Annotated in this window: 24 protein-coding genes and 2 tRNA genes; 9 read left to right on the plus strand and 17 right to left on the minus strand. The window is 62.7% G+C overall.

The genetic code is table 11. From position 1 onward, the window contains the following. Nucleotides 1-112 precede the first annotated feature (112 nt). Both recG and G4D79_RS22565 read right to left on the minus strand, forming a co-directional pair. Nucleotides 113-2,374, minus strand: a complete 2,262-nt coding sequence (gene recG, locus G4D79_RS22560; RefSeq protein ID WP_214514404.1) for an ATP-dependent DNA helicase RecG — start codon at nucleotides 2,372-2,374, stop codon at nucleotides 113-115. Nucleotides 2,375-2,447: 73 nt separating this feature from the next. Then, nucleotides 2,448-4,157, minus strand: coding sequence for a DAK2 domain-containing protein (locus G4D79_RS22565; RefSeq protein WP_214514405.1), 1,710 nt, complete (start codon nucleotides 4,155-4,157; stop codon nucleotides 2,448-2,450). Nucleotides 4,158-4,490: 333 nt separating this feature from the next. On the opposite strand from G4D79_RS22565, the gene rpmB reads away from it, so the two are divergent. Then, nucleotides 4,491-4,682, plus strand: coding sequence for a 50S ribosomal protein L28 (gene rpmB, locus G4D79_RS22570; RefSeq protein WP_003942669.1), 192 nt, complete (start codon nucleotides 4,491-4,493; stop codon nucleotides 4,680-4,682). Between the two features lie 131 nt (nucleotides 4,683-4,813). Next, on the plus strand, nucleotides 4,814-5,608 hold the full coding sequence (locus G4D79_RS22575) for an enoyl-CoA hydratase-related protein (RefSeq protein ID WP_019747947.1): 795 nt from the start codon (nucleotides 4,814-4,816) through the stop codon (nucleotides 5,606-5,608). 66 nt (nucleotides 5,609-5,674) lie between these two features. Here G4D79_RS22575 and G4D79_RS22580 read toward each other — a convergent pair whose 3' ends face one another. From G4D79_RS22580 to G4D79_RS22590, 3 genes are read right to left on the minus strand one after another with little or no spacing between them, the layout of a single operon-like run. Beyond that, a complete protein-coding gene (locus tag G4D79_RS22580; protein WP_042450832.1) occupies nucleotides 5,675-6,346 on the minus strand; it encodes a uracil-DNA glycosylase in 672 nt (223 codons plus the stop codon). Then, nucleotides 6,346-6,867 carry a gamma carbonic anhydrase family protein gene (locus G4D79_RS22585; RefSeq protein WP_003942761.1) on the minus strand — a complete coding sequence of 174 codons (522 nt, stop codon included), beginning with the start codon at nucleotides 6,865-6,867 and terminating at the stop codon, nucleotides 6,346-6,348. The genes G4D79_RS22580 and G4D79_RS22585 overlap by 1 nt, the downstream gene beginning before the upstream one ends. Before the next feature lie 9 nt (nucleotides 6,868-6,876). Further along, nucleotides 6,877-7,926, minus strand: coding sequence for a thiamine-phosphate kinase (locus G4D79_RS22590; RefSeq protein ID WP_214514406.1), 1,050 nt, complete (start codon nucleotides 7,924-7,926; stop codon nucleotides 6,877-6,879). Nucleotides 7,927-8,003: 77 nt separating this feature from the next. Between G4D79_RS22590 and G4D79_RS22595 the strand changes: the two genes are divergently transcribed. Continuing rightward, nucleotides 8,004-8,696 (plus strand): DUF3515 domain-containing protein, encoded by a 693-nt coding sequence (locus G4D79_RS22595; RefSeq protein WP_081557709.1) that lies wholly within the window; start codon nucleotides 8,004-8,006, stop codon nucleotides 8,694-8,696. Here G4D79_RS22595 and G4D79_RS22600 read toward each other — a convergent pair whose 3' ends face one another. The 3 genes from G4D79_RS22600 to G4D79_RS22610 form a co-directional block, all read right to left on the minus strand. Further along, a complete protein-coding gene (locus G4D79_RS22600; RefSeq protein WP_039973089.1) occupies nucleotides 8,697-9,803 on the minus strand; it encodes a D-alanine--D-alanine ligase family protein in 1,107 nt (368 codons plus the stop codon). Between the two features lie 71 nt (nucleotides 9,804-9,874). Further along, a complete protein-coding gene (locus G4D79_RS22605; RefSeq protein ID WP_214514407.1) occupies nucleotides 9,875-11,026 on the minus strand; it encodes a cystathionine gamma-lyase in 1,152 nt (383 codons plus the stop codon). Next, the gene (locus tag G4D79_RS22610; protein ID WP_030535420.1) at nucleotides 11,023-12,021 is read right to left on the minus strand and encodes an NAD(P)H-dependent glycerol-3-phosphate dehydrogenase; all 999 of its coding nucleotides are present in this window, start codon (nucleotides 12,019-12,021) and stop codon (nucleotides 11,023-11,025) included. Before G4D79_RS22610 ends, G4D79_RS22605 begins: the two co-directional genes overlap by 4 nt. A 126-nt stretch (nucleotides 12,022-12,147) precedes the next feature. Here G4D79_RS22610 and cofC point away from each other — a divergent pair, with 126 nt between their 5' ends. Genes cofC through G4D79_RS22625 form a run of 3 tightly spaced genes read left to right on the plus strand, consistent with a single transcriptional unit; the run spans nucleotide 12,148 to nucleotide 16,136 of the window. Then, a complete protein-coding gene (cofC, locus tag G4D79_RS22615) occupies nucleotides 12,148-12,897 on the plus strand; it encodes a 2-phospho-L-lactate guanylyltransferase (RefSeq protein ID WP_308252605.1) in 750 nt (249 codons plus the stop codon). Nucleotides 12,898-12,948: 51 nt separating this feature from the next. Then, nucleotides 12,949-15,192, plus strand: a complete 2,244-nt coding sequence (locus tag G4D79_RS22620; RefSeq protein ID WP_003942685.1) for an RNA degradosome polyphosphate kinase — start codon at nucleotides 12,949-12,951, stop codon at nucleotides 15,190-15,192. Nucleotides 15,193-15,209: 17 nt separating this feature from the next. Continuing rightward, on the plus strand, nucleotides 15,210-16,136 hold the full coding sequence (locus G4D79_RS22625; RefSeq protein WP_003942778.1) for a bifunctional NUDIX hydrolase/histidine phosphatase family protein: 927 nt from the start codon (nucleotides 15,210-15,212) through the stop codon (nucleotides 16,134-16,136). Nucleotides 16,137-16,303: 167 nt separating this feature from the next. Here the strand turns inward: G4D79_RS22625 and G4D79_RS22630 are convergent, their stop codons facing one another. The 3 genes from G4D79_RS22630 to leuC form a co-directional block, all read right to left on the minus strand. Beyond that, nucleotides 16,304-16,990, minus strand: coding sequence for an HU family DNA-binding protein (locus tag G4D79_RS22630; RefSeq protein ID WP_149357716.1), 687 nt, complete (start codon nucleotides 16,988-16,990; stop codon nucleotides 16,304-16,306). A gap of 157 nt (nucleotides 16,991-17,147) precedes the next feature. Next, nucleotides 17,148-17,756, minus strand: a complete 609-nt coding sequence (gene leuD, locus G4D79_RS22635; protein WP_003944724.1) for a 3-isopropylmalate dehydratase small subunit — start codon at nucleotides 17,754-17,756, stop codon at nucleotides 17,148-17,150. Between the two features lie 28 nt (nucleotides 17,757-17,784). Beyond that, complete coding sequence (gene leuC / locus G4D79_RS22640) at nucleotides 17,785-19,206, minus strand: 3-isopropylmalate dehydratase large subunit (protein WP_003944727.1); 1,422 nt, start codon at nucleotides 19,204-19,206, stop codon at nucleotides 17,785-17,787. A 158-nt stretch (nucleotides 19,207-19,364) separates the two neighbouring features. Here leuC and G4D79_RS22645 point away from each other — a divergent pair, with 158 nt between their 5' ends. The 3 genes from G4D79_RS22645 to G4D79_RS22655 all read left to right on the plus strand — a co-directional run bounded on the left by G4D79_RS22645 (nucleotide 19,365) and on the right by G4D79_RS22655 (nucleotide 20,906). Further along, on the plus strand, nucleotides 19,365-20,066 hold the full coding sequence (locus G4D79_RS22645; RefSeq protein ID WP_007729342.1) for an IclR family transcriptional regulator: 702 nt from the start codon (nucleotides 19,365-19,367) through the stop codon (nucleotides 20,064-20,066). A 55-nt stretch (nucleotides 20,067-20,121) separates the two neighbouring features. Beyond that, entirely contained in the window at nucleotides 20,122-20,625 is a 504-nt protein-coding gene (locus G4D79_RS22650) for a pyridoxamine 5'-phosphate oxidase family protein (RefSeq protein WP_003944740.1), read from the plus strand. 83 nt (nucleotides 20,626-20,708) lie between these two features. Then, nucleotides 20,709-20,906 (plus strand): DUF5302 domain-containing protein, encoded by a 198-nt coding sequence (locus G4D79_RS22655; RefSeq protein ID WP_007729345.1) that lies wholly within the window; start codon nucleotides 20,709-20,711, stop codon nucleotides 20,904-20,906. Nucleotides 20,907-21,045: 139 nt separating this feature from the next. Here G4D79_RS22655 and G4D79_RS22660 read toward each other — a convergent pair. From G4D79_RS22660 to G4D79_RS22685, 6 genes are all read right to left on the minus strand, one after another. After that, nucleotides 21,046-21,118, minus strand: a tRNA-Glu gene (locus G4D79_RS22660). Between the two features lie 96 nt (nucleotides 21,119-21,214). Continuing rightward, a tRNA-Gln gene (locus G4D79_RS22665) sits at nucleotides 21,215-21,286 on the minus strand. A gap of 156 nt (nucleotides 21,287-21,442) precedes the next feature. Further along, nucleotides 21,443-22,918 carry a glutamate--tRNA ligase gene (gene gltX / locus G4D79_RS22670; RefSeq protein WP_003944712.1) on the minus strand — a complete coding sequence of 492 codons (1,476 nt, stop codon included), beginning with the start codon at nucleotides 22,916-22,918 and terminating at the stop codon, nucleotides 21,443-21,445. A 73-nt stretch (nucleotides 22,919-22,991) separates the two neighbouring features. Next, a complete protein-coding gene (locus G4D79_RS22675; RefSeq protein ID WP_214514408.1) occupies nucleotides 22,992-24,152 on the minus strand; it encodes an alkane 1-monooxygenase in 1,161 nt (386 codons plus the stop codon). Between the two features lie 390 nt (nucleotides 24,153-24,542). Then, nucleotides 24,543-25,316 carry a fumarylacetoacetate hydrolase family protein gene (locus G4D79_RS22680; RefSeq protein ID WP_003944722.1) on the minus strand — a complete coding sequence of 258 codons (774 nt, stop codon included), beginning with the start codon at nucleotides 25,314-25,316 and terminating at the stop codon, nucleotides 24,543-24,545. An 84-nt stretch (nucleotides 25,317-25,400) separates the two neighbouring features. Beyond that, nucleotides 25,401-26,414, minus strand: a complete 1,014-nt coding sequence (locus G4D79_RS22685; protein WP_003944691.1) for a 3-isopropylmalate dehydrogenase — start codon at nucleotides 26,412-26,414, stop codon at nucleotides 25,401-25,403. Nucleotides 26,415-26,484: the final 70 nt, after the last annotated feature.

Consider the following 26,484-nt stretch of genomic DNA (forward strand, 5'->3'; position numbering starts at 1 on the left):
ACTACCCCGATTTCATCTTGCGTCTACATGCGGAGTCTCATATTTCGGACTGAATCGAGAAACCAACCCGGCGGTCCTCGTGCTATTCGATTTCAGCTTGTCGTCATACCCTTCACGACTTCTCGAGGTACTCGATCCGGTCGGAGTCCAGGGCAGCGGTCACCATGGAAGCGAGGGCGGGATGACCGTCGAGCGACGGATCGGAGTCGACGATTCCCTGAGCGAACTCCCTGGCGGACTCGAGGATGTCTCCATGGGCCATGAGGGAAAGCAGCCGCAGATTCGAGGTTGTGCCCGACTGCGCCGCACCGAGGATGTCTCCTTCACGTCTGGTCGCGAGGTCGAGTTGAGCCAGTTCGAACCCGTCGTTGGTCGCTGCCACCGCCGAGAGCCGCTCGTACGCCGGCCCCCCGGGATTGCTTCCGGTGACGAGGATGCACAGTCCCTGGTGTTTCCCTCGACCGACGCGGCCACGCAACTGATGGAGCTGACTGACGCCGAACCGCTCGGCGTCGACGATCACCATCACCGTCGCGTTCGGAACGTCGACACCGACTTCGACAACGGTCGTACAGACGAGGACGTCGATGTCACCGACGTTGAACGCGCTCATCACCACGTCCTTTTCGTCGGAAGGCAGTCGACCGTGCAGCAACCCGACTCGCAGATCGCCCAGCGGACCACTCGACAGCTCTTCGAAGACGTCGACCGCCGACTTGGTCTCGGGCTGCTTCTCCTCGGTGAACTGATCTTCGCCTGCACCCTGCTCGCCGTCACCGATCCGCGAGCACACGACATACGCCTGACGGCCGTCGGCGACGTCCTCACGGATTCGTTCCCATGCGCGATCGACCCACTGCGGCTTCTGCTTCGCGGGCACGACACTGCTCTTGATCGGGGTTCGCCCACGTGGAAGCTCTCGCAGGGTCGAGACCTCGAGGTCGCCGAGCACGGTCATGGCGATGGTTCGCGGAATCGGCGTTGCCGTCATCACCAGCAGATGCGGACTCAGTCCTTCACGGGCACGTGATCGCAACTGATCACGTTGCTCGACGCCGAAGCGGTGTTGCTCGTCGACGACAACCATGCCGAGGTTGAAGAACTCGACGTTGTCCTGAATGAGCGCATGGGTACCGATGACGATCCCGGCGTCGCCGGTCACGGCTTCGAGCAGAGCTGCGCGCTTCGCAGCGACTGGCAGCGAGCCGGTAAGAAGGGCGATACGGGTGGAATGTTCGGCAGAACCGAGTTCACCACCTGCAGCCAGCGAGCCCATCATCTTGCGCAGTGATCGCGCGTGCTGATTTGCCAGGACCTCGGTGGGCGCGAGCAACGCGCACTGATAACCCGCATCGACGACCTGCAGCATCGCGCGCAGAGCCACGATCGTCTTGCCTGACCCGACCTCGCCCTGAAGAAGGCGGCTCATCGGGTGTGGGCGGGCAAGGTCGGTGGAGATCTCCTCCGCGACTGCTTGCTGTCCCTCCGTCAGAGTGAACGGGAGCATCTCCTCGAACTGGTCCGCGATCCCGCCGGCGACCGGAGCGCAGGCCGGAGCCACACGCTCGGAATTGTCGTGACGACGCATCGCGAGGACCAACTGCAGAGACAGCGCCTCGTCGAAACGCAGACGATCCTGTGCTCGTTCGATGTCTTCCTTGGTATCTGGCAGGTGAACGGTGCGCAGCGCCTCGTCCAAACCGATGAATCCGTGCTCGGCCCGAGTCTCGGCGGGCAACGGCTCCTCGATCGGATCGAGTTGGTCGAGCACTTGCCGCACGCACCGCATGATGGTCCAGCTCTCGACCTCGCGGGTCGCCGGGTACAGCGGGATCAACGCGCGGTCGAAGACGGACAGATCGAGTTCGGCGCCGGGATCCTGATTTGCGCGAGCCAGGCCCGCAAGGTCACCGGCTCCCTTGATGGATGCAAGCGGAACTACCGAATCCTCTTCGCCGACACGAGGTTCCGGGAGAATCAGGTAGCTCGGATGAGTGAGAGACCACTTGCCGCGGAAGTACTTCACCGTCCCGGAGAACATCGCCCGAACGCCGGGCTTGATGACGTGCCGCACCTTCTGCGGGTTGAAGAACGTGACGTCGACGGTCTGCGAATCAGTCGCCAGCGATACTCGCAACATCTGCCCCGGACGGTTCTTCATCTTCACGACGGCGGCCGACGCCACCCGCGCGATGATGGTGATGTGCTCACCCTCGGGCGGCTCCTTCTCGGCGAGTTCCTTGCCTGCCGACGCGTACCGGTGTGGGTAGTGACGCAGCAGGTCCTCGACGGTGCGGATCTCGAATGCCTCGTCGAGCGCGTCCGCGGTCTTCTTTCCCAGCAGCCGATCGAGCGGGTCGGCGAGCGTCGCCATCAGTTCCTCCAGCACAGTGTCGCGGTAAGCACATGTGTTCGTATATCAGCAGTCACCGACAGACCAGGTTCGATCACTCCACACCCAACTGGAACAGGTCACCCGGCTGATCACCCTGATAGACGAGCACGTCGACGCCCGGGTGGTGCGCGACGACGTGCGCCTCGAGCTGCCCGGCCAGGTCGTCCGGCGCGTCTGCGCCCATGAGTAGGGTCACGAGTTCGCCGCCGGATCCGAGCGCGAGGTCGACCAGTCGCGCACTCGACTCCGCGACGTCGGGACCGATGAGCACCACCTCGTGCCCCATCAGACCGATCGCGTCACCCGGATCACATGTCCCGACGTAGGTCAGCGAACGCTCGACCGCGATCCGCAACGATCCCCAGCGCGTGGCGGCCGCCGCCTCGGACATCGTGAAGCCGTCGTCGGCGACGTTGCGCTGAGGGTCGTGAACGGCAAGTGCTGCCAGGCCCTGGACCATCGACGACGTCGACAGCAGCAGAACCTGGTGAAGCGGATCGCGTGCAGCGGCACTGACTGCGACGAGTTCCTGAGCGGTCAAAGCTCCGTTCGGAAGCACCAGAACTTCGCTGCGTTCCATCTGACGAATGCGGCCGAGCAGTTGTGCGCGTGTCACCGGCGCATCGTCGCACCGAAGAACCGTCGCACCCTCACTCTCGAACAACGCCGCCGCGCTGTCACCGGCAACGACGGCCAGTACGCCGCGCGCGCCGGCCCCGGGGAATCGCCTCTCCGCCCGTGCCACCAACTGGTCGCGTTCGTCGACGAGAAAACTGCTGATGCGAATACCGTGCACCTTCCCGGCCTCGAGGCCGGCTTCCACGGCTGCACCGGCATCGCAGCAATGCACGTGCACCGACCAGCCGCCGAAACCGTCGCTGACGATGACCGTCGAATCTCCGAGGACGGACAGCCGCGTGCGCAGCGCCGTCATGCGATCGTCGTCGGAGTCGTCGACGAGGTACATGACCTCGAAATCCTGTTCCGAGTGATCACCACATTCGATCGGGCTCTTGTGAGCCCAATCGTGATCGAATGCGCTGACGTCGACAACTGCGCTCGACCTCGGGTCCGGCGTCCCCAGATCTTCGCGAACCTGCGGCTTCCCGGTCAGCACCTCGACAAAAGCGTCGAGGATCAGAACCAGACCGAATCCCCCGGCATCGACCACCCCGGCGGACGCGAGAACGTCCAGTTGCTCCGGCGTCTTGTTCAGTGCGACCGCAGCGGCGTCGGCAGCGGCGGCAACCACGGATGCAAGATCCTCGCCGCTCGGTGTCCTGGTGTCGACGCACTCCTGCGCTGCTTCTCCCGATGCGCGCAATACCGTGACGATGGTGCCTTCCACCAGATCGGAGACAGCCCGAGAGGCCAGGGTCGTCGCCGTGGTCAGCGAGTTCGCGAAGCTTCGGCCGTCGATGTGCTCACCTTGAACGCTCTCGGCGATGCCCCGGATCATCTGGGAGAGGATCACTCCGGAATTACCGCGAGCACCGGACACGGCGCCCCGAGCCAGAGCGTTGGCGACGCGGCCCGCACTGCGGACGTCGTCCTCGATCGTCTCGGCGGAATCGAGTGCAGCCCGCATCGTGAACAGCAGATTGGTGCCGGTATCCGAATCAGGGATGGGAAAGACGTTGAGGCTGTTGATCTCACCGCGACGTTTCTGGAGGCTGTCGACCGCCCGGCGGGCCCAGCGCCGCAGCAGATGTCCGTCCGCGACGGATTCCGCTTCCTCGGCGACGCGTTGCACTTCCCCCACTGACGGTTCCCCTCGACGATGGAAAGACTGACGATGAAAAAGAGATCGGTGATCGGTGCAGTCGAGGGTAGTCCGACGCTTCTGCGCAACCGTCATTACCGGGCGGTTTGGCCATTCGGGCCGGAAGCGGTTACTCTTACACGGTTGCCTCGAACGGGCTACACGAAATAATGCTGCACTTTGTTTGTTGCTGATTGACTGTTTTCACGTTCGACTGCACAGTGAGCGGTCAAGGATCGGTTCGAAGTCGAGTATATTCGGATTGTAATTCTGGCTGCCCTACCGTGTAGGGTAACCACTTCAATATTCATTTCTAACAAGGAGTTCGCGACTATGGCTGCCGTCTGCGACGTATGCGCCAAGGGGCCCGGCTTCGGTAAGTCGGTCTCGCACTCGCACCGGCGTACCAATCGTCGCTGGAACCCGAACATTCAGTCTGTTCGTACCGAGGTTGCCCCGGGTAACACCCGTAAGGTCAACGTGTGCACCTCCTGCCTGAAGGCAGGCAAGGTCGCTCGGGGCTGATTGCCCGAGCACAAACTATTGCAGGCTCTGCCCCCGTCACTTCGGTGACGGGGGCAGAGCTGTATCTATGTGGCTGTATCTATGTGTCCCCGTGTTTCGTATGGCTGTCGGACACCCGTAATGTGCGTTGAGTGACTTCCATCGATGACCTGAGCAAAGTGACCCTCGACGAGGGCGTACTCCGCATCACCATTTCCACCGCCGCCAACGGCACCTCCCTCGACGACGAAGGACTGGTTCAGGGCGCGCAGGCGCTCGAGACAGTCGGAAACGACATCGGGAGCATCCTTCTGGTCGGCGAAGGCGCAAACTTCTGTGCCGGCGGCAACGTCCGTGCGTTCGCCGCAGCCCCTGACCGCGGCGAGTACGTGGCCGAGGTTGCCCGCGTCTTCCACGTGTTCGTTCGCGCGCTCGACGCTGCGACCGCTCCAGTGGTGGCCGGGGTCCACGGATGGGCTGCCGGCGCCGGAATGAGCCTGGTCTGCCTCGCCGACGTCGCAATCGGCGGCACCGGCACCAAGCTTCGCCCCGCGTACCCCTCCATCGGTTTCACCCCGGACGGCGGAATGTCGTGGACGCTTCCACGCATCGTCGGCGTGGCACGCGCTCGCGAGATTCTTCTCAACGATTCGGTGATCGGTGGCGACGAAGCCGTCCGCCTGGGGATCCTCACCCGACTCGTCGGTGACGACGAGGTCCAAGAAGAGGCAGCTCGCCTCGCCCGCGCTCTGGCCAACGGACCGAGTACGTCGTACTCGGGAATCAAAGCACTGCTGCGTTCGTCGCGGACGAACTCGCTCGCCGAGCAACTCGACGCCGAAGCCGCGTCCATCGCCCTCGCGGCGAACAGCCCGATCGGGCGCGAGGGTGTCGACGCATTCGTCGACAAGCGTCGCCCCGATTTCACTTCCGCAAAGCAGGCCTAGTCGAACTGCCGTGCCGAACGTCGCGACTCGACGTTCGGCAGGCCGGTTCGTGCAGACACCGTTCGATCAGCCCAGATTCCAGTCGACCGGATCGGCTCCGAGTCCGGTCAAGAGTTCGTTCGCACGACTGAAGGGGCGCGAACCGAAGAAGCCACGCGAGGCCGAAAGCGGTGACGGGTGCGCGGATTCGATGATCGGTGTGTCGCCGAGCATCGGCGCGAGAGTGGCCGCGTCACGACCCCACAAGATCGCCACCATCGGCGACGACCGCGCGACCAGAGCGCGGATAGCCTGCTCGGTCACCGGCTCCCAGCCCTTCTTACGATGAGAAGCGGCTTGACCCGGCTGCACGGTGAGAACGCGATTGAGAAGCAGCACACCTTGTTTCGACCACGGCGTCAGATCGCCGTTCGGCGGTATCGGCAACCCGAGATCCTGGTGATACTCCTTGTAGATGTTGCCGAGACTTCGCGGAACCGGCCGCACGTCCGGTGCAACCGAAAAGCTCAACCCGACAGCGTGACCGGGCGTCGGATAAGGGTCCTGACCGACGATGAGCACTCGAACGTCCTCGAAAGGGTTCGTGAACGCACGCAAGACGTTCTCCCCCGCCGGTAGGTACTCCCGTCCCGCAGCGATCTCTTCGCGCAAGAACTTACCCATCGCGGTGATCTGCTCCGACACCGGTTCGAGTGCTCGCGCCCACCCTGGGTCGACGATCTCTGCAAGCGGCGCCATCAGTCGAGCCTGCGCAACGCGTCGCGGTAGTACGCCGCATTGGCTGCGTACATCTTGACGTTGCCGTCGAGGTGACCGAGCGGAACCTCGTATCCCGCACGGACCTTGGCGGGGACACCGAGTGCCATGCTGCGCGGCGGAACCTGCATCTTGTTGGCCACCACCGCACCAGCGGCGACGATCGACCCCGTCCCGATCACCGTTCCGTTGAGAACAACTGACCCCGACGCGATCAGGCAATGGTCCTCGATGGTCGATCCCTCGATGTGCGCGTTGTGGCCCACGACGCAACCGGAACCGATGACAGTCGCATCGACGGCGGTGCAATGGATGACGGTTCCGTCCTGGATGTTCGATCCGATTCCCACCGAAATGGTTCCGTAGTCACCACGCAATACCGCTTGCGGCCAGATCGAGGTACCCGCTGCGAGAGTCACGGCGCCGATCACCACCGCGTCCGGGTGGACGTATGCGTCCGGATGAATGTCCGGAACTCTGTCTCCAAGTGCGTATACAGCCATGAAAGCAACCTATACCGCGGTGGTACCGGTGGTCGAAAAGCTGTGCCAGCCCCCGCCGCTCTCGCGAAGCGAACCGTCGACGCTCACGCCCGAACCGGCGGCAACCTCACCGATCACGATCCAACCCGACGGAATCTCGACCTCAGGCCCGAAAGTTGCTGCAAATCCGTGATCTTCACCGCCGGAGAGGATCCAGTCCAGCGGATCGACGTCGAGCGCCTCGGCCGCCGATGCGACATCAGGTGAGGTCGGAACCGCAGCCGAGAAGATGTCGAACCGCGCGTGCGAGGCCTCTGCGAGATGTCGAAGATCCGCGATCAATCCGTCGGACACGTCCGTCATGGAATGTGCTGATTCTGCGGCGTCCCATGCCGATTGATACGGCGGATTTGGAACACGATGAGAGGCAAGCAAATCTGGAAAGCTTGCGGGCTTGTCGAGGAGCACGGCTTCGTCGAGCAGTAGCGCCAACCCTGCGGCCGAGCAACCGAACCACCCGGCGACCGCGATCTTGTCACCGATCTTTGCTCCCGAACGCAGAACTGCCGCACGGCCACCGAGATCGCCGAGCACGGTCACCGACACCACGATCACCGGTGACTGGACCAGGTCACCGCCGACCACACCGGCGCCCAGATCGGTTGCCGCGTCCCAGATTCCCGCGGAGATTGCGTCGACCACGTCGACGGGTGTCGAAGGCGGGCACCCCAGAGACACCGTGAAGGCCGTCGGCCGCGCTCCCATCGAGACCACATCAGCAGCGTTCTGTGCCACTGCCTTCCGGCCGATGTCGCGTGGTGAAGACCAATCCATTCGGAAATGTCGACCTTCGACCAACATGTCGGACGAGACAACCACACGGCCGTCTCCGGAAGTCACGATGGCGGCATCGTCACCCGGCCCCAATTCAGTGGTGACCGGTTGGATTCGGCCGAGAAGAGATCGCGCGATCACGTCGAACTCCCCCACCTGCTCGACAGTGGGCTCCGACCCGAACTCCGATGATGCAGTGAACTCCGATGATGCAGTGAACTCCGATGATGCGATGAGTCTCTCCAATGCCGACGCAATTCGCTCGTAAGCGGCCTGCGGTACCTTCTAGCTGTGGTCGTGAATGCTTCTGCAAGCTCACGCGTGTGTCGGCAATCCTACCGATTCACCGACATGCTCTCAGAAGTGACAAGACCGCTGATCGACTGGACCAGGACCCGAGCGAAGAACTGAGCATGGCAGAAAACACCTCCACCGCAGACAACGCCGACATCGACCCCGACGGCGACGACGATCCGTCAGAGCGCCGCAGTCCGGCGCTGATCGCCACCGCCATCGCACTCCCGGTAGCCCTGATCGTCGGAGTAGTGATCGCGGCCGTCGTCGCGGGAAACAACCCTGAACTCTCGCCGGTTGCATTGGGACCCGTACCGGCACCGGCAGCGGAGTCGCCGGCCTGCGTTTCCCTTCTCGGCGCGCTCCCCGAGGAGATCGACGACTTCACGAAAGCCGAATTGGTAGAACCTGCTCCGGCCGGTGCGGCAGCGTGGCAGCGCAGCGAAGGAGAGCCGATCGTCTTGCGCTGCGGACTCGACCGTCCGTCCGAGTTCGACCAGGCTGCAGCACTACAGGTCGTGAACGGTGTCCAGTGGTTCCAGGTCTCGGGAACCGACATCGGTTTGGCGGCGAGCACTTGGTTTGCCGTAGACCGCGGTGAATACATCGGTATCACGATCCCCGACGGGACCGGTCCGACGCCGATTCAGGAAATCTCCGACACCATCACGGCGACCCTCGAACAGAAGCCTCTCGACCCGGCGCCGGTCGCGGTTCCCTGATCAGCGAAGGCCGGTGCCGCGAGCGATGGCGGTGTCGACCAGAGTCGAAATCAAAGTGCGGTAATCGATTCCGGTGGCGTTCCACATCTTCGGGTACATCGAGATGGAAGTGAACCCGGGCATCGTGTTGATCTCGTTGATCACCGGGCCGTCAGCCGTGACGAAGAAATCGACCCGCGAGAGTCCCTGGCAATCGAGTGCCTTGAACGCGCGGACAGCAAGCTCTCGAATCTGGTCGCTCACCGACTCGTCGAGTTTCGCGGGGATGTCGAATTCACAGACGTCGTCGAGGTACTTGGTGTCGAAGTCGTAGAACGCGTCCGAATCGGCGTCGGAATCCGGCATCCGGATCTCGGCGACCACACTCGCCTTGACGTCGCCGTTCGGGAATTCGAGGACGCCGCATTCCACCTCGCGGCCGATGATCGCGCCTTCGACGATCACCTTGGGATCATGCAGGCGTGCATGAGCGATCGCCCCGTCCAGACCGTCCCAATTGCTCACCCGAGTGATGCCGATGGACGAGCCTCCACGAGCGGGCTTGACGAAAACCGGAAGGCCCAATTCCGCCTTCTGCTCTTCGGTCAGCGTTGCGGTTCCCGGTCGAAGCACGACCTGCACTCCGACGGGAAGTCCTTCAGCAGCAAGAAGCTTCTTCGTGAACTCTTTGTCCATGCCGGCGGCGCTGGCCAGAACTCCGGGTCCGACGTACGGAACCCCGGCAAGTTCGAGCAGACCCTGGATCGTGCCGTCTTCGCCGTAAGCCCCATGAAGAACGGGGAACACGACGTCGACCGACGCGAGCACAGCACCGGCGTCGGAGCCGTCGAAGGAGATGACCTCGCCCTCGCGGGTGGGGTCCGCGCTGAGGACCACCGACGTTCCGTCTTTGTCGACCGACGGCAGCGCGCGCCCGCTGATCGCGAGGGAACTGGGGTCGCTCGAACCGAGCACCCAGGAACCGTCGACAGTGATGCCGATCGGTACGACGTCGTACCGATCGGGGTCGAGGTTGCTCAGGACGCTTCCGGCGGAAACACAGGACACTGAATGCTCATTGCTCCGGCCACCGAAGATCACGGCCACGCGGGTACGACTGCTGTTCACGCGTCAAACCGTACCGCCGAATCGACTGCGGCACGCGATCGGGCCGGACCGATTTCGTCGACCCGGCCCGTTTACGCGTCGAGTGCGCGCTCGATGTCGGCCAGGAGATCGGCGGTGTCCTCGATGCCACAAGCGATTCGGACAAACCCCGCACTGACCGGATCGCCCCAGCGCGCACGGCGATCCGCCGTCGTGTGGATCCCGCCGAAGCTGGTAGCAGCCGTGACGAGAGCGCTCGCTTCGACGAACGAGTGGAATGCCTGAGCCGAATCCAACTCGACGCTCACCAATCCGCCGAATCGATTCATCTGACCGGATGCCGTTGCATAGGACGGGTCACCGCGAAGGCCGGGGTAACGAACGGACCGGACTGCTTTGTGATCTACCAACATCTCGGCAAGCGCCAGCGCGTTGTCGCACTGACGCCCGAATCGCAGGCCTGCCGTGCCGAGACTCCGGTGCGCAAGCCACGTCTCGAAGGGGCCGAGCACCGTTCCCGAGAGAAGTCGCTCACGCTCGATTTGCCGACTCACTGCCGTATCGGAGGTGGCGACGTAACCCATCAGGAGGTCACTGTGCCCGCTGAGAGCCTTGGTACCGCTGGCCACCACGACGTCGGCACCCAATTCGAGCGGGCGCTGACCCAGCGGTGTCGCGGTCGTGTTGTCGACGATCAGCAGCGCACCCGAACGGTGGCACACGTCGGCGAGCACGCGAAGGTCGACCACGTCCAGCACCGGGTTGGACGGCGTCTCGGCGACGACTGCCACGCGGCCCGGTGACGCGTCGAGCAGATCTACGAAGCTCGCGTCGCCCATCTGCAGAGTCGAAACCTCGCGAACGGTGATTCCCAACGGCGCGAGGCGCTCGTTCGCGTACAACCGCACTTGGTAATACCCGTCCGAGGGCACGACGACGGTATCCCCCGCGACGAGGACGCTGCGCAAGGTAGCGGTGATCGCGGACATCCCCGATCCCATGACGAGGGCGTGGTCCGCTCTCTCGAGCGCCGCGAGCGCGGATTCGAGTCCGCGCCAACCCGGGTTCGATGCACGTGCATAGGTATCGGACTCGGAACCTTCGTCCGCCGAAAGTTGGTACGGCGCAGCGAATATCGGGCCCAGTTGCATGGGCTGACCCGCGGCGTGTTCGCGCGCGACGGCGCTCACGCTGCGCGTCGAATCCCCGTAATCCTCGAAGCGACCCACACCGATTTCACTCATTCCGGCTTCGTCCGGCGTCCGAGCAACTGACCGATCGCATCGCTGACGGCCATGCCTTCGTGGCACACCCGGTGGACCGCGTCGGTCAACGGCATCTCCACGTCGTATCCGGCAGCGAGTGCGCGTACCGACGTGCACGACTTCACGCCCTCGGCGACCTGACCGTTGGTTGCCTTCTGTGCCGACTCCATCGACCCGCCTCGTCCGAGCCGCTCTCCGAACGTCCGGTTTCGCGACAACTCGGACGTGCAGGTCGCTACCAGGTCACCGACGCCCGCCAAGCCTGCAAGAGTCGACGCCTTGGCGCCGAGCGCAACGCCGAGACGAATCGTCTCGGCGAGCCCACGGGTGATGATGCTGGCAACCGTGTTGTCGCCGAATCCACTGCCGGCGGCCATGCCGCAGGCCAGCGCGATCACGTTCTTACACGCACCACCGATCTCGCATCCGATGACGTCGGAGTTGGTGTACGGCCTGAAATAGCCGGTAGCACAAGCATCCTGGAGAGCGAGGGCACGCGAGGAATCCGAACAGGCGATCACCGTCGCCGCGGGCTGCCCGCCGGCGATCTCGTGTGCAAGGTTCGGGCCCGAGAGCACCGCGACGCGCCCCGGTTCCACGCCGGTCACCGACACGATGACCTGGCTCATGCGCATGAGCGTCCCGGTCTCGATTCCCTTGGCCAGACTCAGCAGAGTCGCATCGGGTCCGATCGAGCCTTTCCACTGCTCCAGGTTTGCTCGTAGCGACTGCGAGGGAACCGCCAGCACGATGAAGTCAGCACCTGCCATCGCCTCCTCGTGGTGGTGGGTCGCGCGAATCGACGAAGGCAAAGCAATGCCTGGCAGATAGTCGCTGTTCTCGTGCGTGGTGTCGATGCGCTTCGCGACCTCTTCACGCCTGGCCCACATCGTCACGTCGGTTCCGGCCTCGGCCATCACCTTCGCCAACGCCGTTCCCCACGAACCTGCGCCCAATACAGCTGCCTTACTCACACGCTCACCCCGTCTACCCGGCGAAGCGGGTCGCCGCCAGAAAAATCGTCTGCACAGAGTATCGCCTGTGGTGCACTGCGGTGGGCAGCCGCGGACACCGAGCGTGATGACTGGCAAGATCGAGGGATGGACAGCGCGGAACCCCCGTACCCACACGCCGTGGAGACACCGCATGCGCGCACGGAGATCGAACGCCCCATGCATGCGATAGTGGCCGTCAAGTCCTTGAGATCGGCCAAGTCCCGCCTCGCGGGCGAACTCGACTCGGACGCGCGTGCAGACCTCGTGTTGGCCATGCTTCACGACACCCTCGCCACAGTTGCAGCCGTCTCGGCCATCGACAGCGTCACAGTGGTCACCCCAGACCCCACCGTTGCCGCCCTTGCATATTCCGTCGGCGTGACGGTCTACGCCGATCCAGCTCCCGACGGCGCCCGAACCAACGGCGCAACACCGCGCACGGAGGAAACCCTCAACGCGGCGTTGAGTGCAGCGGCCGCCGATATCCGAGCCAAGCGCGGAGTGGTCGACCTCGTTGTGCTGCAAGCCGACTTGCCCGCCATGCAACCGAGCGAACTGACGGAGGCCGTGGCCGCGGCCCGAAGCGGCGGACGTTCAGTCGTCGTCGATCACCACGGCACCGGCACTTCCGCATTGTTTGCGTGCGGCGAAAGCGCGCTCGACCCTCGGTTCGGGCCGGAATCCGCACTTGGACATGCCAATTCAGGTGCTCGTCCACTCAACGGCAAATGGCCGGGACTGCGCACCGACGTCGACACCCATGCCGATCTCGGCACTGTGCGAGCACTGGGAGTAGGCCCCGCGACATCGGCTTCGTTGACCAGACTCAAGGCCACGCCGTCGAACAGTCGATGAATTTTCTTTCATCGATTGTCGGACCGCGCGATTGTGGGGGATGATCGACGAGTGAGCAATGGCGAAGCACTCGAAAACCGTATTTCCGAAGACCAGTCGGACGGAGACCACAGCTCCGGCCGGCACGAGAACGGCGCGGCCACCTCGCCGCGATCTCAGGCCGTCGCGGTCGCCACCAACATCCCGGGCGCTCCCCCTGCAGCCACCAAGGCAGAGCTACCCGAATTGCTCGTCGGACTTCCCGAGGATCGTTACCTCAACCGCGAACTCAGCTGGCTCGATTTCAATGCCCGTGTTCTCGCATTGGCTGCCGACGAGTCACTGCCGTTGCTCGAACGCGCAAAGTTCCTCGCCATCTTCGCTTCCAATCTCGACGAATTTTTCATGGTCCGGGTCGCCGGACTCAAGCGCCGCGACGAGACGGGACTGTCGGTCAGGTCCGCCGACGGCCTCTCCCCACGCGAACAATTGGCGCTCATCGCGCGTCGCACCCAGGAACTCGCCGACAAGCACGCACACGTGTTTCTCGACTCGGTCCGCCCTGCCCTGGCGGCAGAAGGCATTTCAATTGTTCGATGGGCCGACCTCAGTGCCGACGATCACGGCCGGCTCTCGGCGCATTTCCACGAGCAGGTCTTCCCGGTACTGACGCCGTTGGCAGTCGATCACGCCCACCCGTTCCCCTACATCAGCGGACTGAGCCTCAACCTCGCCGTGACAGTGAAGGACTCCGTCACCCGCGGCGAACACTTCGCTCGCGTCAAGGTTCCCGACAACGTCGGCCGGTTCGTGCGAGTCAAGAGCACGACATCTTCGTCCACCATCGATTCTTTCCTCCCGATGGAAGAACTGATTTCGGCTCATCTGGACGTGCTGTTCCCCGGAATGGAAATCGTCGAACATCACGCTTTCCGAATCACACGCAACGCCGATTTCGAGGTCGAAGAAGATCGGGACGAGGATCTGCTGCAGGCACTCGAACGTGAATTGGCGCGTCGTCGTTTCGGTTCACCCGTTCGCCTCGAAGTTGCCGACGACATGACCGAGCACATGCTCGAACTGCTTCTGCGTGAACTCGACGTCGATCCGGCCGACGTGATCGAGGTTTCCGGTCTCCTCGACTTGTCCTGCCTCTGGCAGGTTTACGCCGTCGACCGCCCCGCTCTCAAAGACGCTCCGTTCGTCCCGGCGACGCATCCGGCGTTCGGTGAACGCGAGACTCCGAAGAGCGTGTTCTCGACCCTGCGCGAAGGCGACGTGCTCGTCCACCACCCATACGACTCGTTTTCCACAAGCGTTCAACGCTTCATCGAACAGGCCGCCGCCGACCCGCAGGTGCTCGCGATCAAGCAGACCCTGTACCGCACTTCCGGCGACTCCCCCATCGTCAATGCACTGATCGACGCCGCCGAAGCGGGCAAGCAGGTTGTCGCGCTGGTGGAGATCAAGGCCCGCTTCGACGAGCAGGCCAACATCAAGTGGGCACGCAAACTCGAGCAGGCCGGCGTTCACGTCGTCTACGGTCTCGTCGGTCTCAAGACTCACTGCAAGACGTGCCTCGTCGTCAGACGAGAGGGCTCGACCATTCGTCGTTACTGCCACATCGGCACGGGCAACTACAACCCGAAGACCGCGCGCATGTACGAGGACGTCGGATTGCTCACCGCAGCACCGGAGATCGGTGCTGACCTCACCGACCTCTTCAACTCGCTGACCGGATACTCCCGAAAGACGAGCTACCGCAACCTTCTCGTTGCGCCATACGGGGTTCGCCGCGGGATCATCGAGCGGATCGACAACGAGATCGCTCACAAGCTTGCAGGCCGCGATGCCGGTATCCGCTTGAAAGCCAACGCATTGGTCGACGAGCAGGTCATCGACGCGTTGTACCGCGCGTCCAAGGCCGGTATCCCCGTCGAGATCGTGGTCCGCGGAATCTGCGCGCTCAAGCCGGGCGTTCCCGGCCTCAGCGAAAACATCGAAGTACGTTCCATTCTCGGACGCTTCCTCGAACACTCGCGAATGTTCCATTTCCGCTCGGCCGACGAATTCTGGATCGGCAGCGCAGACATGATGCACCGCAACCTCGATCGCCGCGTCGAGGTCATGGTGCAGGTCAAGGACCCGAAACTGTCGAAGCAACTCGGTGACATCTTCGACTCCGCGCTCGATCCCCGAACTCGCTGCTGGGTACTGCATCCGGACGGGAGTTGGGTCGCTGCCCCCGAACGCGGTGAGGACGTACGTGAGCATCAACAGTCGTTGATGCGCAGCCGCACCGCCAGCGGGTCTTGACGGGCTCGGATCACACAATGAGCGACAAGCCGGTCAAAGCCAACATCTTTGCCGCAGGCGCGGTTCTGTGGCGGAAGGCTCCTCAGGATCCTTCCGCCATCGAGATCGCCGTCGTACATCGACCGAAGTACGACGACTGGTCATTCCCCAAAGGAAAGCTCGATCCCGGCGAGACCTTCTTGACCGCAGCAGTTCGGGAGGTCCGCGAAGAGACCTCGATCACCGGACGTTTCGGAAGGCACCTCGGTGGCGTGACGTACCCGATCCCGGGACATCGCAAACTCAAACGGGTCGAATACTGGTCGGCCGAAGCAGTGGACGGAGATTTCGGGCCGAATAGCGAAGTGGATGTTCTCTATTGGCTTCCGGTCACCGAGGTCGCCGATCATCTTTCCTACCCGATGGATCGAATGATTCTTCGCCGCTTCGTTTCCCTTCGGCCTGACACGAAAACGGTATTACTCGTCCGCCACGCAAAAGCTGGGAGCCGTAAGCGATACAAGGGCGACGACAATGTGCGTCCACTCGACGCCAAGGGCAAAGAGCAATCCGCCGCCTTGGTCGAACAGCTGAAAATCTTCGGAGCCGATTCGGTTTTCGCGGCTGACCGTACGCGCTGCATCGACACTGTGATGCCATTGGCGGAGGCATTGGGTGTAGAGATTTCGACGGAACCTCTTCTGACCGAAGAAGGTTACGAGGCCGATCCCGACGCCGCCAGGGCGCGTGCGCTGCAGATCGCCGCGCTGGAGGGCACTCCCGTAATCTGCAGCCAAGGAGGCGTCATCCCCGATTTGATGCGCTGGTGGGCTGATACGGCCGGTATAACACTGCCCTCGGCGCGCAACCGTAAGGCGAGCACTTGGGTGCTCTCGTTCCTCGACGGCCGTCTCGTCGCCGCGGATCACCTCGACAGCCCGCTCCCCAAAGTCGCCAACTCCTGAGGGATTTGGACCAACCGACACCCAGCTCGATTCGGTAGTTTTGCAAAGCACTGAAACACAGGAGAATTCACACTTCTCCCAGACAGCAAAAAAGAGGTGCAGCCGCGGATCTGATCCGCGGTTGCACCTCTTTGTCTTACGGCATCGGGTTTTTCACCCGAACGCGACTACTTTGCGCGCTTGGCCGGAGCCTTCTTGGCCGGAGCCTTCTTGGCTGCGGTCTTGGCGGGGGCCTTCTTGGCCGGAGCCTTCTTGGCCGGAGCCTTGGCTGCGGTCTTGGCCGGAGCCTTCTTGGCGGGAGCCTTGGTGGCAACCGTCTTCTTGGCTGCGGTCTTGGCCGGAGCCTTCTTGGCGGGAGCCTTCGCGGCAACCGTCTTCTTGGCTGCGGTCTTGGCCGGAGCCTTCTTGGCGGGAGCCTTCGCGGCAACCGTCTTCTTGGCTGCGGTCTTGGCCGGAGCCTTCTTGGCCGGAGCCTTCTTGGCTGCGGTCTTCTTGGCAGCAGCCTTCTTGGCTGCAGCCTTGGTGGCCGGTGCTGCTACGCCACGCTTGACTGCCGGGCCGGTGGCCGGAAGCTTCTGTCCACCAGCGATAACAGCCTTGAACTGCGCACCCGGACGGAAAGCCGGAACCGACGTCGGCTTGACCTTGACGGTCTCGCCCGTACGCGGGTTGCGTGCAACACGTGCTGCACGACGACGCTGCTCGAAGACTCCGAAGCCGGTGATGGTCACGCTCTCGCCACGGTGGACGGCGCGGACGATGGTGTCCACGACGTGCTCCACTGCGTCGGTCGCTGTGCGCCTGTCCGAACCCAGCTTTTCAGTCAGAACATCGATGAGCTCTGCCTTGTTCATTGAAATTCCTCCGCTAATTGTGGTCCACCGTCGGACCGACTGAGAACCACGGTAAACCTGATAACGGCAAGAGTCTATGTGCCACGCCAATTCTCATTCAACGTGACTGCGAAATGGTGACCTATTTCTCTTCCCGCGCGGAGTTGCGGATTTCGGTTCAGCCCTGCGAAATTCGGGCTGGAAGGGTAGTCGGTTTCCATGAAGGCCTTGACTTTTCGAACTCGGAAATCGCGTCTACCTGCCGCAATGTCAGTCCGATGTCGTCGAGACCCTCCAGCAGACGCCACCGTGTGTAGTCGTCAATATTGAACGGCACCACCGTAGTTCCGGCGCTGACGGTCCGATTCTCGAGATCTACTGTCAATTCCAGTCCGGGCTGCTCTTCGAGCAACTTCCAGAGCAATTCGACGTCGCTCTGCTCGACCTGTGCCGCTACGAGACCGGCTTTTCCGGCGTTTCCGCGGAAGATGTCGGCGAACCGGGAAGCGATGACGACCCGAAATCCGAAGTCGGAGAGAGCCCACACGGCATGCTCACGCGAAGAGCCCGTGCCGAAATCGGGACCGGCCACGAGGACACTTCCCTTGTCGTACGGAGCCAGATTGAGAATGAAGTTGGGGTCGGTACGCCAGCCTGCAAACAGCCCGTCCTCGAATCCGGTGCGCGTCACCCGTTTCAGGTACACGGCAGGGATGATCTGGTCGGTATCGACATTCGAGCGTCGCAGCGGGACGCCGATACCCTTGTGCGTGGTAAAGGATTCCATCGAAATTCTCCTCGAGATGGTAAGTGGGTCAGACCAGATCGGCCGGTGCCGAGAGCGTTCCGCGGACCGCCGTGGCAGCCGCGACGAGCGGGGAAACCAGATGAGTCCGGCCGCCTTTACCCTGTCGGCCTTCGAAATTCCGGTTGGACGTCGATGCCGAACGCTCGCCGGGAGCAAGCTGGTCAGGGTTCATTCCCAAGCACATCGAGCAACCGGCCTGGCGCCATTCAGCCCCTGCCGCTGTGAAGATTTCACCGAGACCTTCGCTTTCGGCTTGAGCCCGCACCCGCATCGAGCCGGGAACGATGAGCATCCGAACGCCCTCTGCCACATGGCGACCCTCGAGCACCTCCGCCACTGCGCGCAGGTCTTCGATGCGTCCGTTGGTGCACGAACCGACGAACACGGTGTCGACAGAAACATCCCGAAGCGGCATACCGGCGTCGAGACCCATGTAGGTGAGCGCCTTCTCGGCTGCCTGACGCTCGCTCTCGTCGACGATCAGTTCGGGATCAGGCACACGGTCGCCGAGCGGCGCACCCTGTCCCGGATTGGTTCCCCACGTGACGAAAGGCGTCAATGCGCTTGCGTCGATGTGAACCTCGTTGTCGAATTCCGCGCCCTCGTCGGTCTTGAGCAACTCCCACGCGGCGACGGCTTCGTCCCACTCTGCGCCGGACGGTGCATGCGGACGGCCCTTGATGAACTCGTAAGTGGTCTCGTCCGGTGCGATCATGCCCGCGCGGGCTCCGGCCTCGATCGACATGTTGCAGATGGTCATACGAGCTTCCATCGACAGTTTGCGAATGGCCTCGCCGCGGTACTCCAGTACGTAGCCCTGGCCGCCGCCGGTGCCGATCTTGGCGATGACTGCGAGGATCAAGTCCTTGCTCGTGACGCCGGGAGGCAGCTCGCCGTCGACCGTGATCGCCATGGTCTTGAAGGGGCGCAACGACAATGTCTGCGTTGCCATCACATGCTCGACCTCGCTGGTGCCGATTCCCATTGCGAGCGCACCGAATGCGCCGTGCGTCGACGTATGACTGTCGCCGCACACCACGGTGGTTCCGGGCTGCGTCAGGCCGAGCTGCGGTCCGACCACATGCACGATGCCTTGGTCGAGATCGCCCATGCGGTGCAAGCGAACTCCGAACTCCTCGCAATTTCGGCGCAAGGTGTCGACCTGAGTCTTGGACACAGGATCTGCGATCGGCTTGTCGATGTCGATCGTCGGAACGTTGTGGTCCTCGGTGGCAATCGTCAGGTCGGGACGGCGCAACTGGCGTCCCGCCAGGCGAAGTCCGTCGAATGCCTGGGGGCTCGTCACTTCGTGAACGAGGTGGAGATCGATGTAGATGAGGTCGGGATCCTGCCCCTCCCCTTTCACGACAACGTGGTCGTCCCACACCTTCTCGGCGAGAGTGCGTGCTTTCTGTGCCATGTCTTCCACCTCTGTACGTAGCCTCGCGTCGGCGGACTACGGGCTGGCCCGCCGCGCGTGAAGTAGGTCCCCAGCCTTCACAGCAGATGCAGACTGTCCCGAGGAAATGCGCTATCCCTCCAGGAAATGCGGTAGCATCCCACTATGCGAGAAACTGGTATCGACCTATGAGACAGCATAGCGGCATCGGCGTCCTGGACAAAGCAATGGGCGTGCTTCATGCAGTAGCTGAGGAACCGTGCAGCCTCACCGAACTCTGTGCACGAACCGGTTTGCCGCGCGCGACCGCCCATAGACTCGCCGTCGGTCTCGAAGTCCATCGACTCCTCACTCGCGACTCGGACGGTCAGTGGTGCCCAGGGCCCGGACTCGCCGAACTCGCTGCCACCGCTAATGATCCACTCATTGCTGCGGCCGGACTCATCCTCCCCCGCCTTCGCGAAATCACCGGCGAAAGCGTCCAGCTGTACCGTCGCGAAGGCACACAACGCATCTGCGTCGCGTCGATGGAACCACCGACCGGCCTGCGTGACACGGTGCTCGTCGGAGCCCGACTGCCGATGAACGCCGGATCCGGCGCCAAGGTCCTTCTCGCATGGGCAGATCCACAAACCCAACGGACCGTCCTCGCCGATGCGTCGTTCGGCGAACGAGTGCTCCTCGAGGTTCGCCGGCGCGGCTGGGCACAGAGCGCGGCCGAACGTGAGCCCGGTGTCGCCAGCGTCGCGGCTCCCGTCCGAGACTCGGCAGGCGCTGTCATTGCCGCGATTTCGGTCTCCGGCCCCATCGATCGGATGGGTAGACGACCGGGAGCCCGCTGGGCGGCGGACCTTCTCGCAGCTGCCGAAGCGCTCCACAAGCGTCTGTAATTCGTGACACAGTAAGGCCTTCAGATCCTCGAGCACGTAGGAGTACGACGCGACCATGGCAGGAAAGCAGCGTAGTCAGATCACGATGACCGAGGCCGAAATCTCGAGCTTCGTCGAAAAGAGCCGTACGGCAACGATGGCGACGTTGAGCGCCGACGGAATGCCTCACCTGATCGCGATGTGGTTCGCGATAGTCGACGGCGAAATCTGGTTCGAGACCAAAGCCAAGTCGCAGAAGGCCGTCAATCTTCGCCGGGACGCCCGAATGTCCGTCCTGATCGAAGACGGTCAGACGTACGACACGCTCCGAGGAGTCTCGATGGAGGGTACCGGGGTCATCGTCGAAGATCCGGAAGCCCTCTTCGCTGTGGGAATCAGCGTCTGGGAGCGGTACACGGGCCCGTACACCGACGATCTCCGCCCGGCCGTCGACGCGATGCTCCACAAGCGCGTCGCGGTACGGTTCGTTCCCGATCGAACTCGTTCCTGGGATCACCGCAAGCTCGGGATGCCTGCGATGCCTCTTTCCGGCTCGACCGCACCGCCGCCGCAGCCCTGAGATTCGTGAGCGGAAAAATCACGAGCAATCGAATTCGGGCCGGCGTAGTTTCACCAACAGGCCCAACAACAAGGAGTGAGCATATGAGCGATCTCGACAGCAACACCCCGTCCGAACCCGAATCCCAATCGGAGGAAACCAAACGAAAGTTCCGTGAGGCCCTCGAACGGAAGAATCATCAGAACGCCAAATCGACCGACCATCGCGACGGACAGTCCAAGGTCCACAACACGCATGGCCCCGCCGATCACAAGCGAGAGTTCCGCCGTAAGAGCGGATAACCGATCGCGGACAACAGAGTGAGATGACGATCACCCCCAGTCGAATTCGACTGGGGGTGATCGTTTTTCGCATCGCCGGAAACATTTCCCGCACATACGAAAAGACCCCCCGATCAATGATCGGAGGGTCTTTCCTTTGTAGCCCCGACGGGATTCGAACCCGCGCTACCGCCTTGAGAGGGCGGCGTCCTAGGCCGCTAGACGACGGGGCCAGGACACGCTTTTAAACGTGGTATATCAGTCTTGCTCTTGGATGCTCAGCAAGCTTAGCTTGTCTGAGTCCGGCCACAAAATCGACCGGATTTCCGCTGGGGTACCAGGACTCGAACCTAGAATGGCGGTACCAGAAACCGCTGTGTTGCCAATTACACCATACCCCAAGGTCTTGCTCACCAGCCTTGCCCGATCCGCTTCGCTGTTGTGCTCGGCGGCTCGTCTCCGGCCGAAAAGAAGATTACCAGTACCCCTGCCCCAAATACCAAATCGTATGGTCACAGGAGGTTTTTGCTTCATTTTCGGCCGGAAGACCGTCCGATCTAGGCGGTTACCGCTGCCCTACCGGCGCGCAACCGAGCGAGCGAGACCTCACGACCGAGCAATTCCATCGACTCGTACAGCGGAGGGCTGATGTGAGAGCCCGTGATCGCGACCCGAACCGGAGCGAAGGCCTTACGCGGTTTGAGCTCCAGATCCTCGATGAGGGCCTTCTTGAGTGCTTCCTCGATACTGGCCGCCGACCACTCTGAGATGGCATCGAGCGCCGCAAGAGACGCGTCCAGAACCGGACCGGCATCTTCCTTCAAGTTCTTTGCCGCCGCGGCCGGATCGAGAGCAAACGACGCCTCGTCGACGAACAGGAATTTCAGCAGATCCCACGCGTCGGACAGGACGACGATGCGCGTCTGCACGAGGTCCGCCGCAACAGTGAACGTCGCTTCGTCGACGTCGGCGCCGATGTGTCCGTGCTCCACCAGGAACGACTTCAGACGACCGGCGAAGTCGGCCGGCTCGAGCAGACGAATGTGCTCGGCATTGATCGCGTCGGCCTTCTTCTGGTCGAAGCGGGCAGGATTGGAGTTGACCTTGGAGACGTCGAAGGCCGCAACCATCTCGTCGAGCGAGAAGACATCGTGATCGTCGGCGATGCTCCACCCGAGCAGAGCCAGGTAGTTCAGCAATCCCTCGGGAATGAAGCCCCGATCGCGGTGGATGAAGAGGTTGGACTCGGGATCGCGCTTGGAAAGCTTCTTGTTGCCCTGACCCATCACGAAAGGCAAGTGCCCGAACGACGGTGTGAAATCGGCGACACCGATACGAATCAATGCCTCGTACAACGCGAGCTGACGCGGAGTCGAGGACAGCAGATCTTCGCCGCGCAGTACATGGGTGATCTTCATCAACGCGTCGTCGACCGGGTTGACCAAGGTGTACAGCGGAATGCCGTTGCCGCGAGTCAGCGCGAAGTCCGGAACGGTGCCTGCCTTGAACGTGGTCTCGCCCCGCACCAGGTCGTTCCAGGTCAGATCGTGATCGGGCATCCGGAGGCGGACGACGGGCTTGCGCCCCTCGGCGATGTAGGCAGCGCGCTGCTCGTCGCTGAGCTCGCGATCGAAGTTGTCGTATCCGAGCTTCGGATCGCGTCCGGCCGCCTTGTGTCGCGCTTCGACCTCCTCGTTGGTCGAGTAGGACTCGTAGGCCTCGCCCGCGGCCAGCAACTTGGCAACAACGTCGAGATGCAGGTCGCGACGCTCGGACTGGCGATACGGTGCGTGCGGCCCACCGACCTCCGGGCCTTCGTCCCAATTGAGCCCCAACCAGCGGAGGGCGTCGAGGATGGCCTGGTAGGACTCTTCACTGTCGCGCTGCGCATCGGTGTCTTCGATACGGAACACGAATGTGCCGCCGTGGTGTCGTGCGAATGCCCAGTTGAACAAGGCGGTGCGCACCAAACCCACGTGCGGGGTTCCGGTGGGTGACGGACAGAAACGGACGCGTACTTCGCTGTTGGTCATGGCTCACTTGGCTCGGCGATGATGGATGGTCGTACTACAGGTTAGTCCGGCAGCCCTTCCTCCATCCGGCCGATCACTTACCCGGCAGGACGTTGATGCGTGTCATGTCGCCGTCGTAGTAGGCCAGCAGTCGCTTGTCCATGACCTTTCGCCACAGCGGCGGCACCCACGCGCAGACGATCATGACTGCGTAACCCGCTGGAAGTTGCGGCGCTTCGGCCGCACTTCGCAGGCTCTGGTACCGCAGACGCGGATTCGCGTGATGGTCGCTGTGACGCTGAAGTTGATAGAGGAACAGATTGCTGACGACGTGGTCGCTGTTCCAGCTGTCCTCGGGCGAGCACCGGACGTACGAGCCGTCAGGCCGCTTCGCACGTAGCAAGCCGTAGTGCTCGAGATAGTTGGCGGTCTCGAGGAACGTGAAGCCTGCAATTGCCTGAACGGCGAGCCACGGCGCAATTTCCCAGCCGAACGCGGCGATCAGACTGCCGAACAGAACCACACTCATCGCCCACGCGTTCAGGATGTTGTTGCGGTAACTCCACGTCCGTCTCCCCTGACGCCTCAGACGAGCGCTTTCGATCCGCCATCCCGAGCGCAGGCCGCCGATGACGCTGCGAGGCAAGAAGAACCAGAAGCTTTCCTTGTACCGCGAGCTGGCCGGATCCTCCGGCGTCGCGACGCGGACGTGATGACCATGGTTGTGTTCGACGTAGAAATGGCCGTAGAAGGACTGCGCGAGCGCTACTTTCGCGAGCCACTTCTCGAGCTTCTCACTCTTGTGCCCCAATTCATGCGCCGCGTTGATCCCCACACCGGCAACCACGCCGGCAGTCATCGCGAGCGCGAACTTCTCCCCCGCCGCCATCGGCGCGTTCACCCAACACCACGCGACGAACACCAGCCCGACGTATTGGAGGGGCAGGAACAAGTACGTGCACCAGCGGTAGAAACGATCCTCTTGCAATTCAGGGATCGCTTCGTCCGGTGGGCTGTTACCGTCCTCGCCCGCCAGGAGATCGATCAGGGGAATGACGATGACGATCAGCCACGCCCCGATGGCCCAGAAGAGCCCGAGACTGAATTTGTCGACCAGGAACCACGCAGCGAACGGGCTGAGAGGAACCAGCAAACCCAGTGGCCACAGGTAGCGCTTCTTGTCTCGCCACACCGGCCGCTGCCCGTTCCGCGCTTGCCCTGCCGCTGTCCGGGAGGCTTCCGCGAAGGTCGTCATGTATCACCACGTTTCTGCGCAATCCACTCGATTGCCCCATCGGCTTCTATCCAGTTATCGGTCACCCTACTGCTCAGCGTTACATTTCAGGGAATTTGGTCTGTTACGGGCCGCGACAGCAAACCGTATGGCGAACTCTCCCAACCTGGCCAAATCCGACATAACGCCAGGAGGATCAGAGGCGAAGCTTCGCCTGGGTCATGAAACCCGCAGGTCAGTCCCGGAGCCTGATTTCTTCGAGTCGGTTGGCAATCCCGATCAATCCACTGGCGATAGTTACCATATTGCAACTTTTCTGCGACAGACACCTCTCGACCTCACACCACGACGGAGGCCCCATCCGGTTGGATGGGGCCTCCGTAGTCGCGTGACTGAACGAACCGGGTCAGATCAGCTCTTGGCGGTCACCGGGTTCGTGAGCGTGCCGATCCCCGAGACCGTGACCGACACGGAATCGCCGTCGACGATCGGGCCTACTCCGGCGGGGGTGCCGGTGAGGATGACGTCGCCAGGCAAGAGAGTCATCACCGCCGAGATCCACTCGATGATCTTCGGAATGTCGTGGAGGAGAAAAGCCGTGCTGCTGTCCTGCTTGACCTGGCCGTTCACCTCGGTCTTGATATCGACGTCGGACGCATCCAGACTGGTTTCGATCCAGGGGCCGAGTGGGCAGAAAGTGTCGTGGCCCTTCGCGCGCGTCCACTGCCCGTCGTGACGCTGATGATCTCGCGCCGACACGTCGTTGGCGATCGTGTAACCGAGGACCACGCTCAACGCCTTCGCCGCCGGAACGTCCTTGCACGGTTGACCGATGACGACCGCGAGTTCACCCTCGAAGTGCACCTCGTTCGAGGTGGGAGGCAAGACGATCGGGGCACCCGGGCCAACTATGGACGTGTTGGGCTTGAGGAAGATCACGGGGTCCGCGGGAGCCTCTCCGCCCATCTCCGCGATGTGATCTGCATAATTCTTGCCGATGCAGATCACCTTGCTGGCGAGAATCGGAGCCAGCAGACGGACATCGGCGAGCGGCCAACTTCGGCCGGTAAATGTGGGGTTCCCGAACGGGTGCTCCGCAATTTCCTTGGCGACGAGGGCATCCTCTTCACCTTCGATACTGACGAACGCAACACCATCGGGACTGGCAATTCGACCAAGACGCATGCCGGCCAGTCTATCGGGGTGCCGGAAACGACTGACGCGCGCAAGCCGAAAGGCTCACGCGCGTCAATCTCGTGAAAGAATTCCTTACAGCGCTGCAGTGATCCGGTCGCCGATCTCCGTTGTGGAGATGGGACCTTCGCCGCGGGTAGCCAGGTCGGCAGCGACCACAGCCTCGACCCGAGCGGCGTCGTCCTCGCGTCCGAGATGGCGAAGAAGCAGTGCGGCCGAGAGGATCGCGGCGGTGGGATCAGCGATTCCCTTGCCGGCGATGTCCGGAGCACTGCCGTGAACGGGCTCGAACATCGACGGGTTGGTACCCGAGGCATCGATGTTTCCGCTTGCGGCCAAACCGATGCCACCGGTTACGGCGCCGGCGAGGTCGGTGATGATGTCACCGAAGAGGTTGTCCGTGACGATCACGTCGAAGCGCGACGGGTCGGTGACCATGTAGATCGTGGCCGCGTCGATGTGGCAGTACGCGGTTTCGACGTCCGGGAACTCGGCACCGACGGTCTCGATTGCACGCGTCCAGATTGCGCCCGCGTTGGAGAGCACGTTGGTCTTGTGAATCAAGGTGAGGTGCTTGGACCGGGTCTGCGCCAAGGCAAATGCGTAACGCACCACGCGCTCGGCACCGAACCAGGTATTGATCGACACCTCGGTTGCGATCTCGTGATCGGTGCCGACGCGGATCGCTCCACCGTTTCCGGTGTACGGACCCTCGGTGCCTTCACGAACCACGACGAAGTCGATCTCCGGCTGCGCCGCCAACGGCGACAGCGCACCCGGATACAGCTGTGCGGGGCGAAGATTCACGTGATGATCGAGCTGGAAGCGCATGTTCAGCAGCAGACCACGCTCGAGGATGCCGGGTGCGACGATCCGCGGATCACCGATGGCGCCCAACAGAATTGCGTCGTGCTGACGAATCTGGTCCAGCTCGTCCGCCGGGAGCAACTCGCCGGTGGCGTTGTAGCGACGGGCACCGAGATCGTATTCGGTGGTTTCCAGATCCGGAACCAACTTGCCGAGCACCTTGAGCGCCTCGGCAGTGACCTCGACGCCGATTCCGTCACCCGGAATGACCGCAAGCTTCATGGAGTCCTCATCTCAGTAGAACTGTGCGCCTTTATCAACCGCGGGCGGTTGATAAAGGCGCACAGCAAAA

Origin of the sequence: Rhodococcus sp. WY5, assembly GCF_018588185.1 — a bacterium.
Lineage (GTDB): Bacteria > Actinomycetota > Actinomycetes > Mycobacteriales > Mycobacteriaceae > Rhodococcus_F > Rhodococcus_F qingshengii.

Excerpts from the sequence above, each read along its gene's own strand:
- G4D79_RS22645 (WP_007729342.1), top strand. The coding sequence starts at position 19,365 with ATGAGACAGCATAGCGGCATCGGCGTCCTGGACAAAGCAATGGGCGTG.
- G4D79_RS22685 (WP_003944691.1), bottom strand. The coding sequence starts at position 26,414 with ATGAAGCTTGCGGTCATTCCGGGTGACGGAATCGGCGTCGAGGTCACT.
- G4D79_RS22605 (WP_214514407.1), bottom strand. The coding sequence starts at position 11,026 with ATGAGTGAAATCGGTGTGGGTCGCTTCGAGGATTACGGGGATTCGACG.
- G4D79_RS22680 (WP_003944722.1), bottom strand. The coding sequence starts at position 25,316 with ATGCGTCTTGGTCGAATTGCCAGTCCCGATGGTGTTGCGTTCGTCAGT.
- G4D79_RS22585 (WP_003942761.1), bottom strand. The coding sequence starts at position 6,867 with ATGGCTGTATACGCACTTGGAGACAGAGTTCCGGACATTCATCCGGAC.
- G4D79_RS22625 (WP_003942778.1), top strand. The coding sequence starts at position 15,210 with ATGAGCGACAAGCCGGTCAAAGCCAACATCTTTGCCGCAGGCGCGGTT.
- recG (WP_214514404.1), bottom strand. The coding sequence starts at position 2,374 with ATGGCGACGCTCGCCGACCCGCTCGATCGGCTGCTGGGAAAGAAGACC.
- G4D79_RS22580 (WP_042450832.1), bottom strand. The coding sequence starts at position 6,346 with ATGGCGCCGCTTGCAGAGATCGTCGACCCAGGGTGGGCGCGAGCACTC.
- gltX (WP_003944712.1), bottom strand. The coding sequence starts at position 22,918 with ATGACCAACAGCGAAGTACGCGTCCGTTTCTGTCCGTCACCCACCGGA.
- G4D79_RS22675 (WP_214514408.1), bottom strand. The coding sequence starts at position 24,152 with ATGACGACCTTCGCGGAAGCCTCCCGGACAGCGGCAGGGCAAGCGCGG.
- rpmB (WP_003942669.1), top strand. The coding sequence starts at position 4,491 with ATGGCTGCCGTCTGCGACGTATGCGCCAAGGGGCCCGGCTTCGGTAAG.
- leuD (WP_003944724.1), bottom strand. The coding sequence starts at position 17,756 with ATGGAATCCTTTACCACGCACAAGGGTATCGGCGTCCCGCTGCGACGC.
- G4D79_RS22655 (WP_007729345.1), top strand. The coding sequence starts at position 20,709 with ATGAGCGATCTCGACAGCAACACCCCGTCCGAACCCGAATCCCAATCG.
- G4D79_RS22630 (WP_149357716.1), bottom strand. The coding sequence starts at position 16,990 with ATGAACAAGGCAGAGCTCATCGATGTTCTGACTGAAAAGCTGGGTTCG.
- cofC (WP_308252605.1), top strand. The coding sequence starts at position 12,148 with ATGGACAGCGCGGAACCCCCGTACCCACACGCCGTGGAGACACCGCAT.
- G4D79_RS22650 (WP_003944740.1), top strand. The coding sequence starts at position 20,122 with ATGGCAGGAAAGCAGCGTAGTCAGATCACGATGACCGAGGCCGAAATC.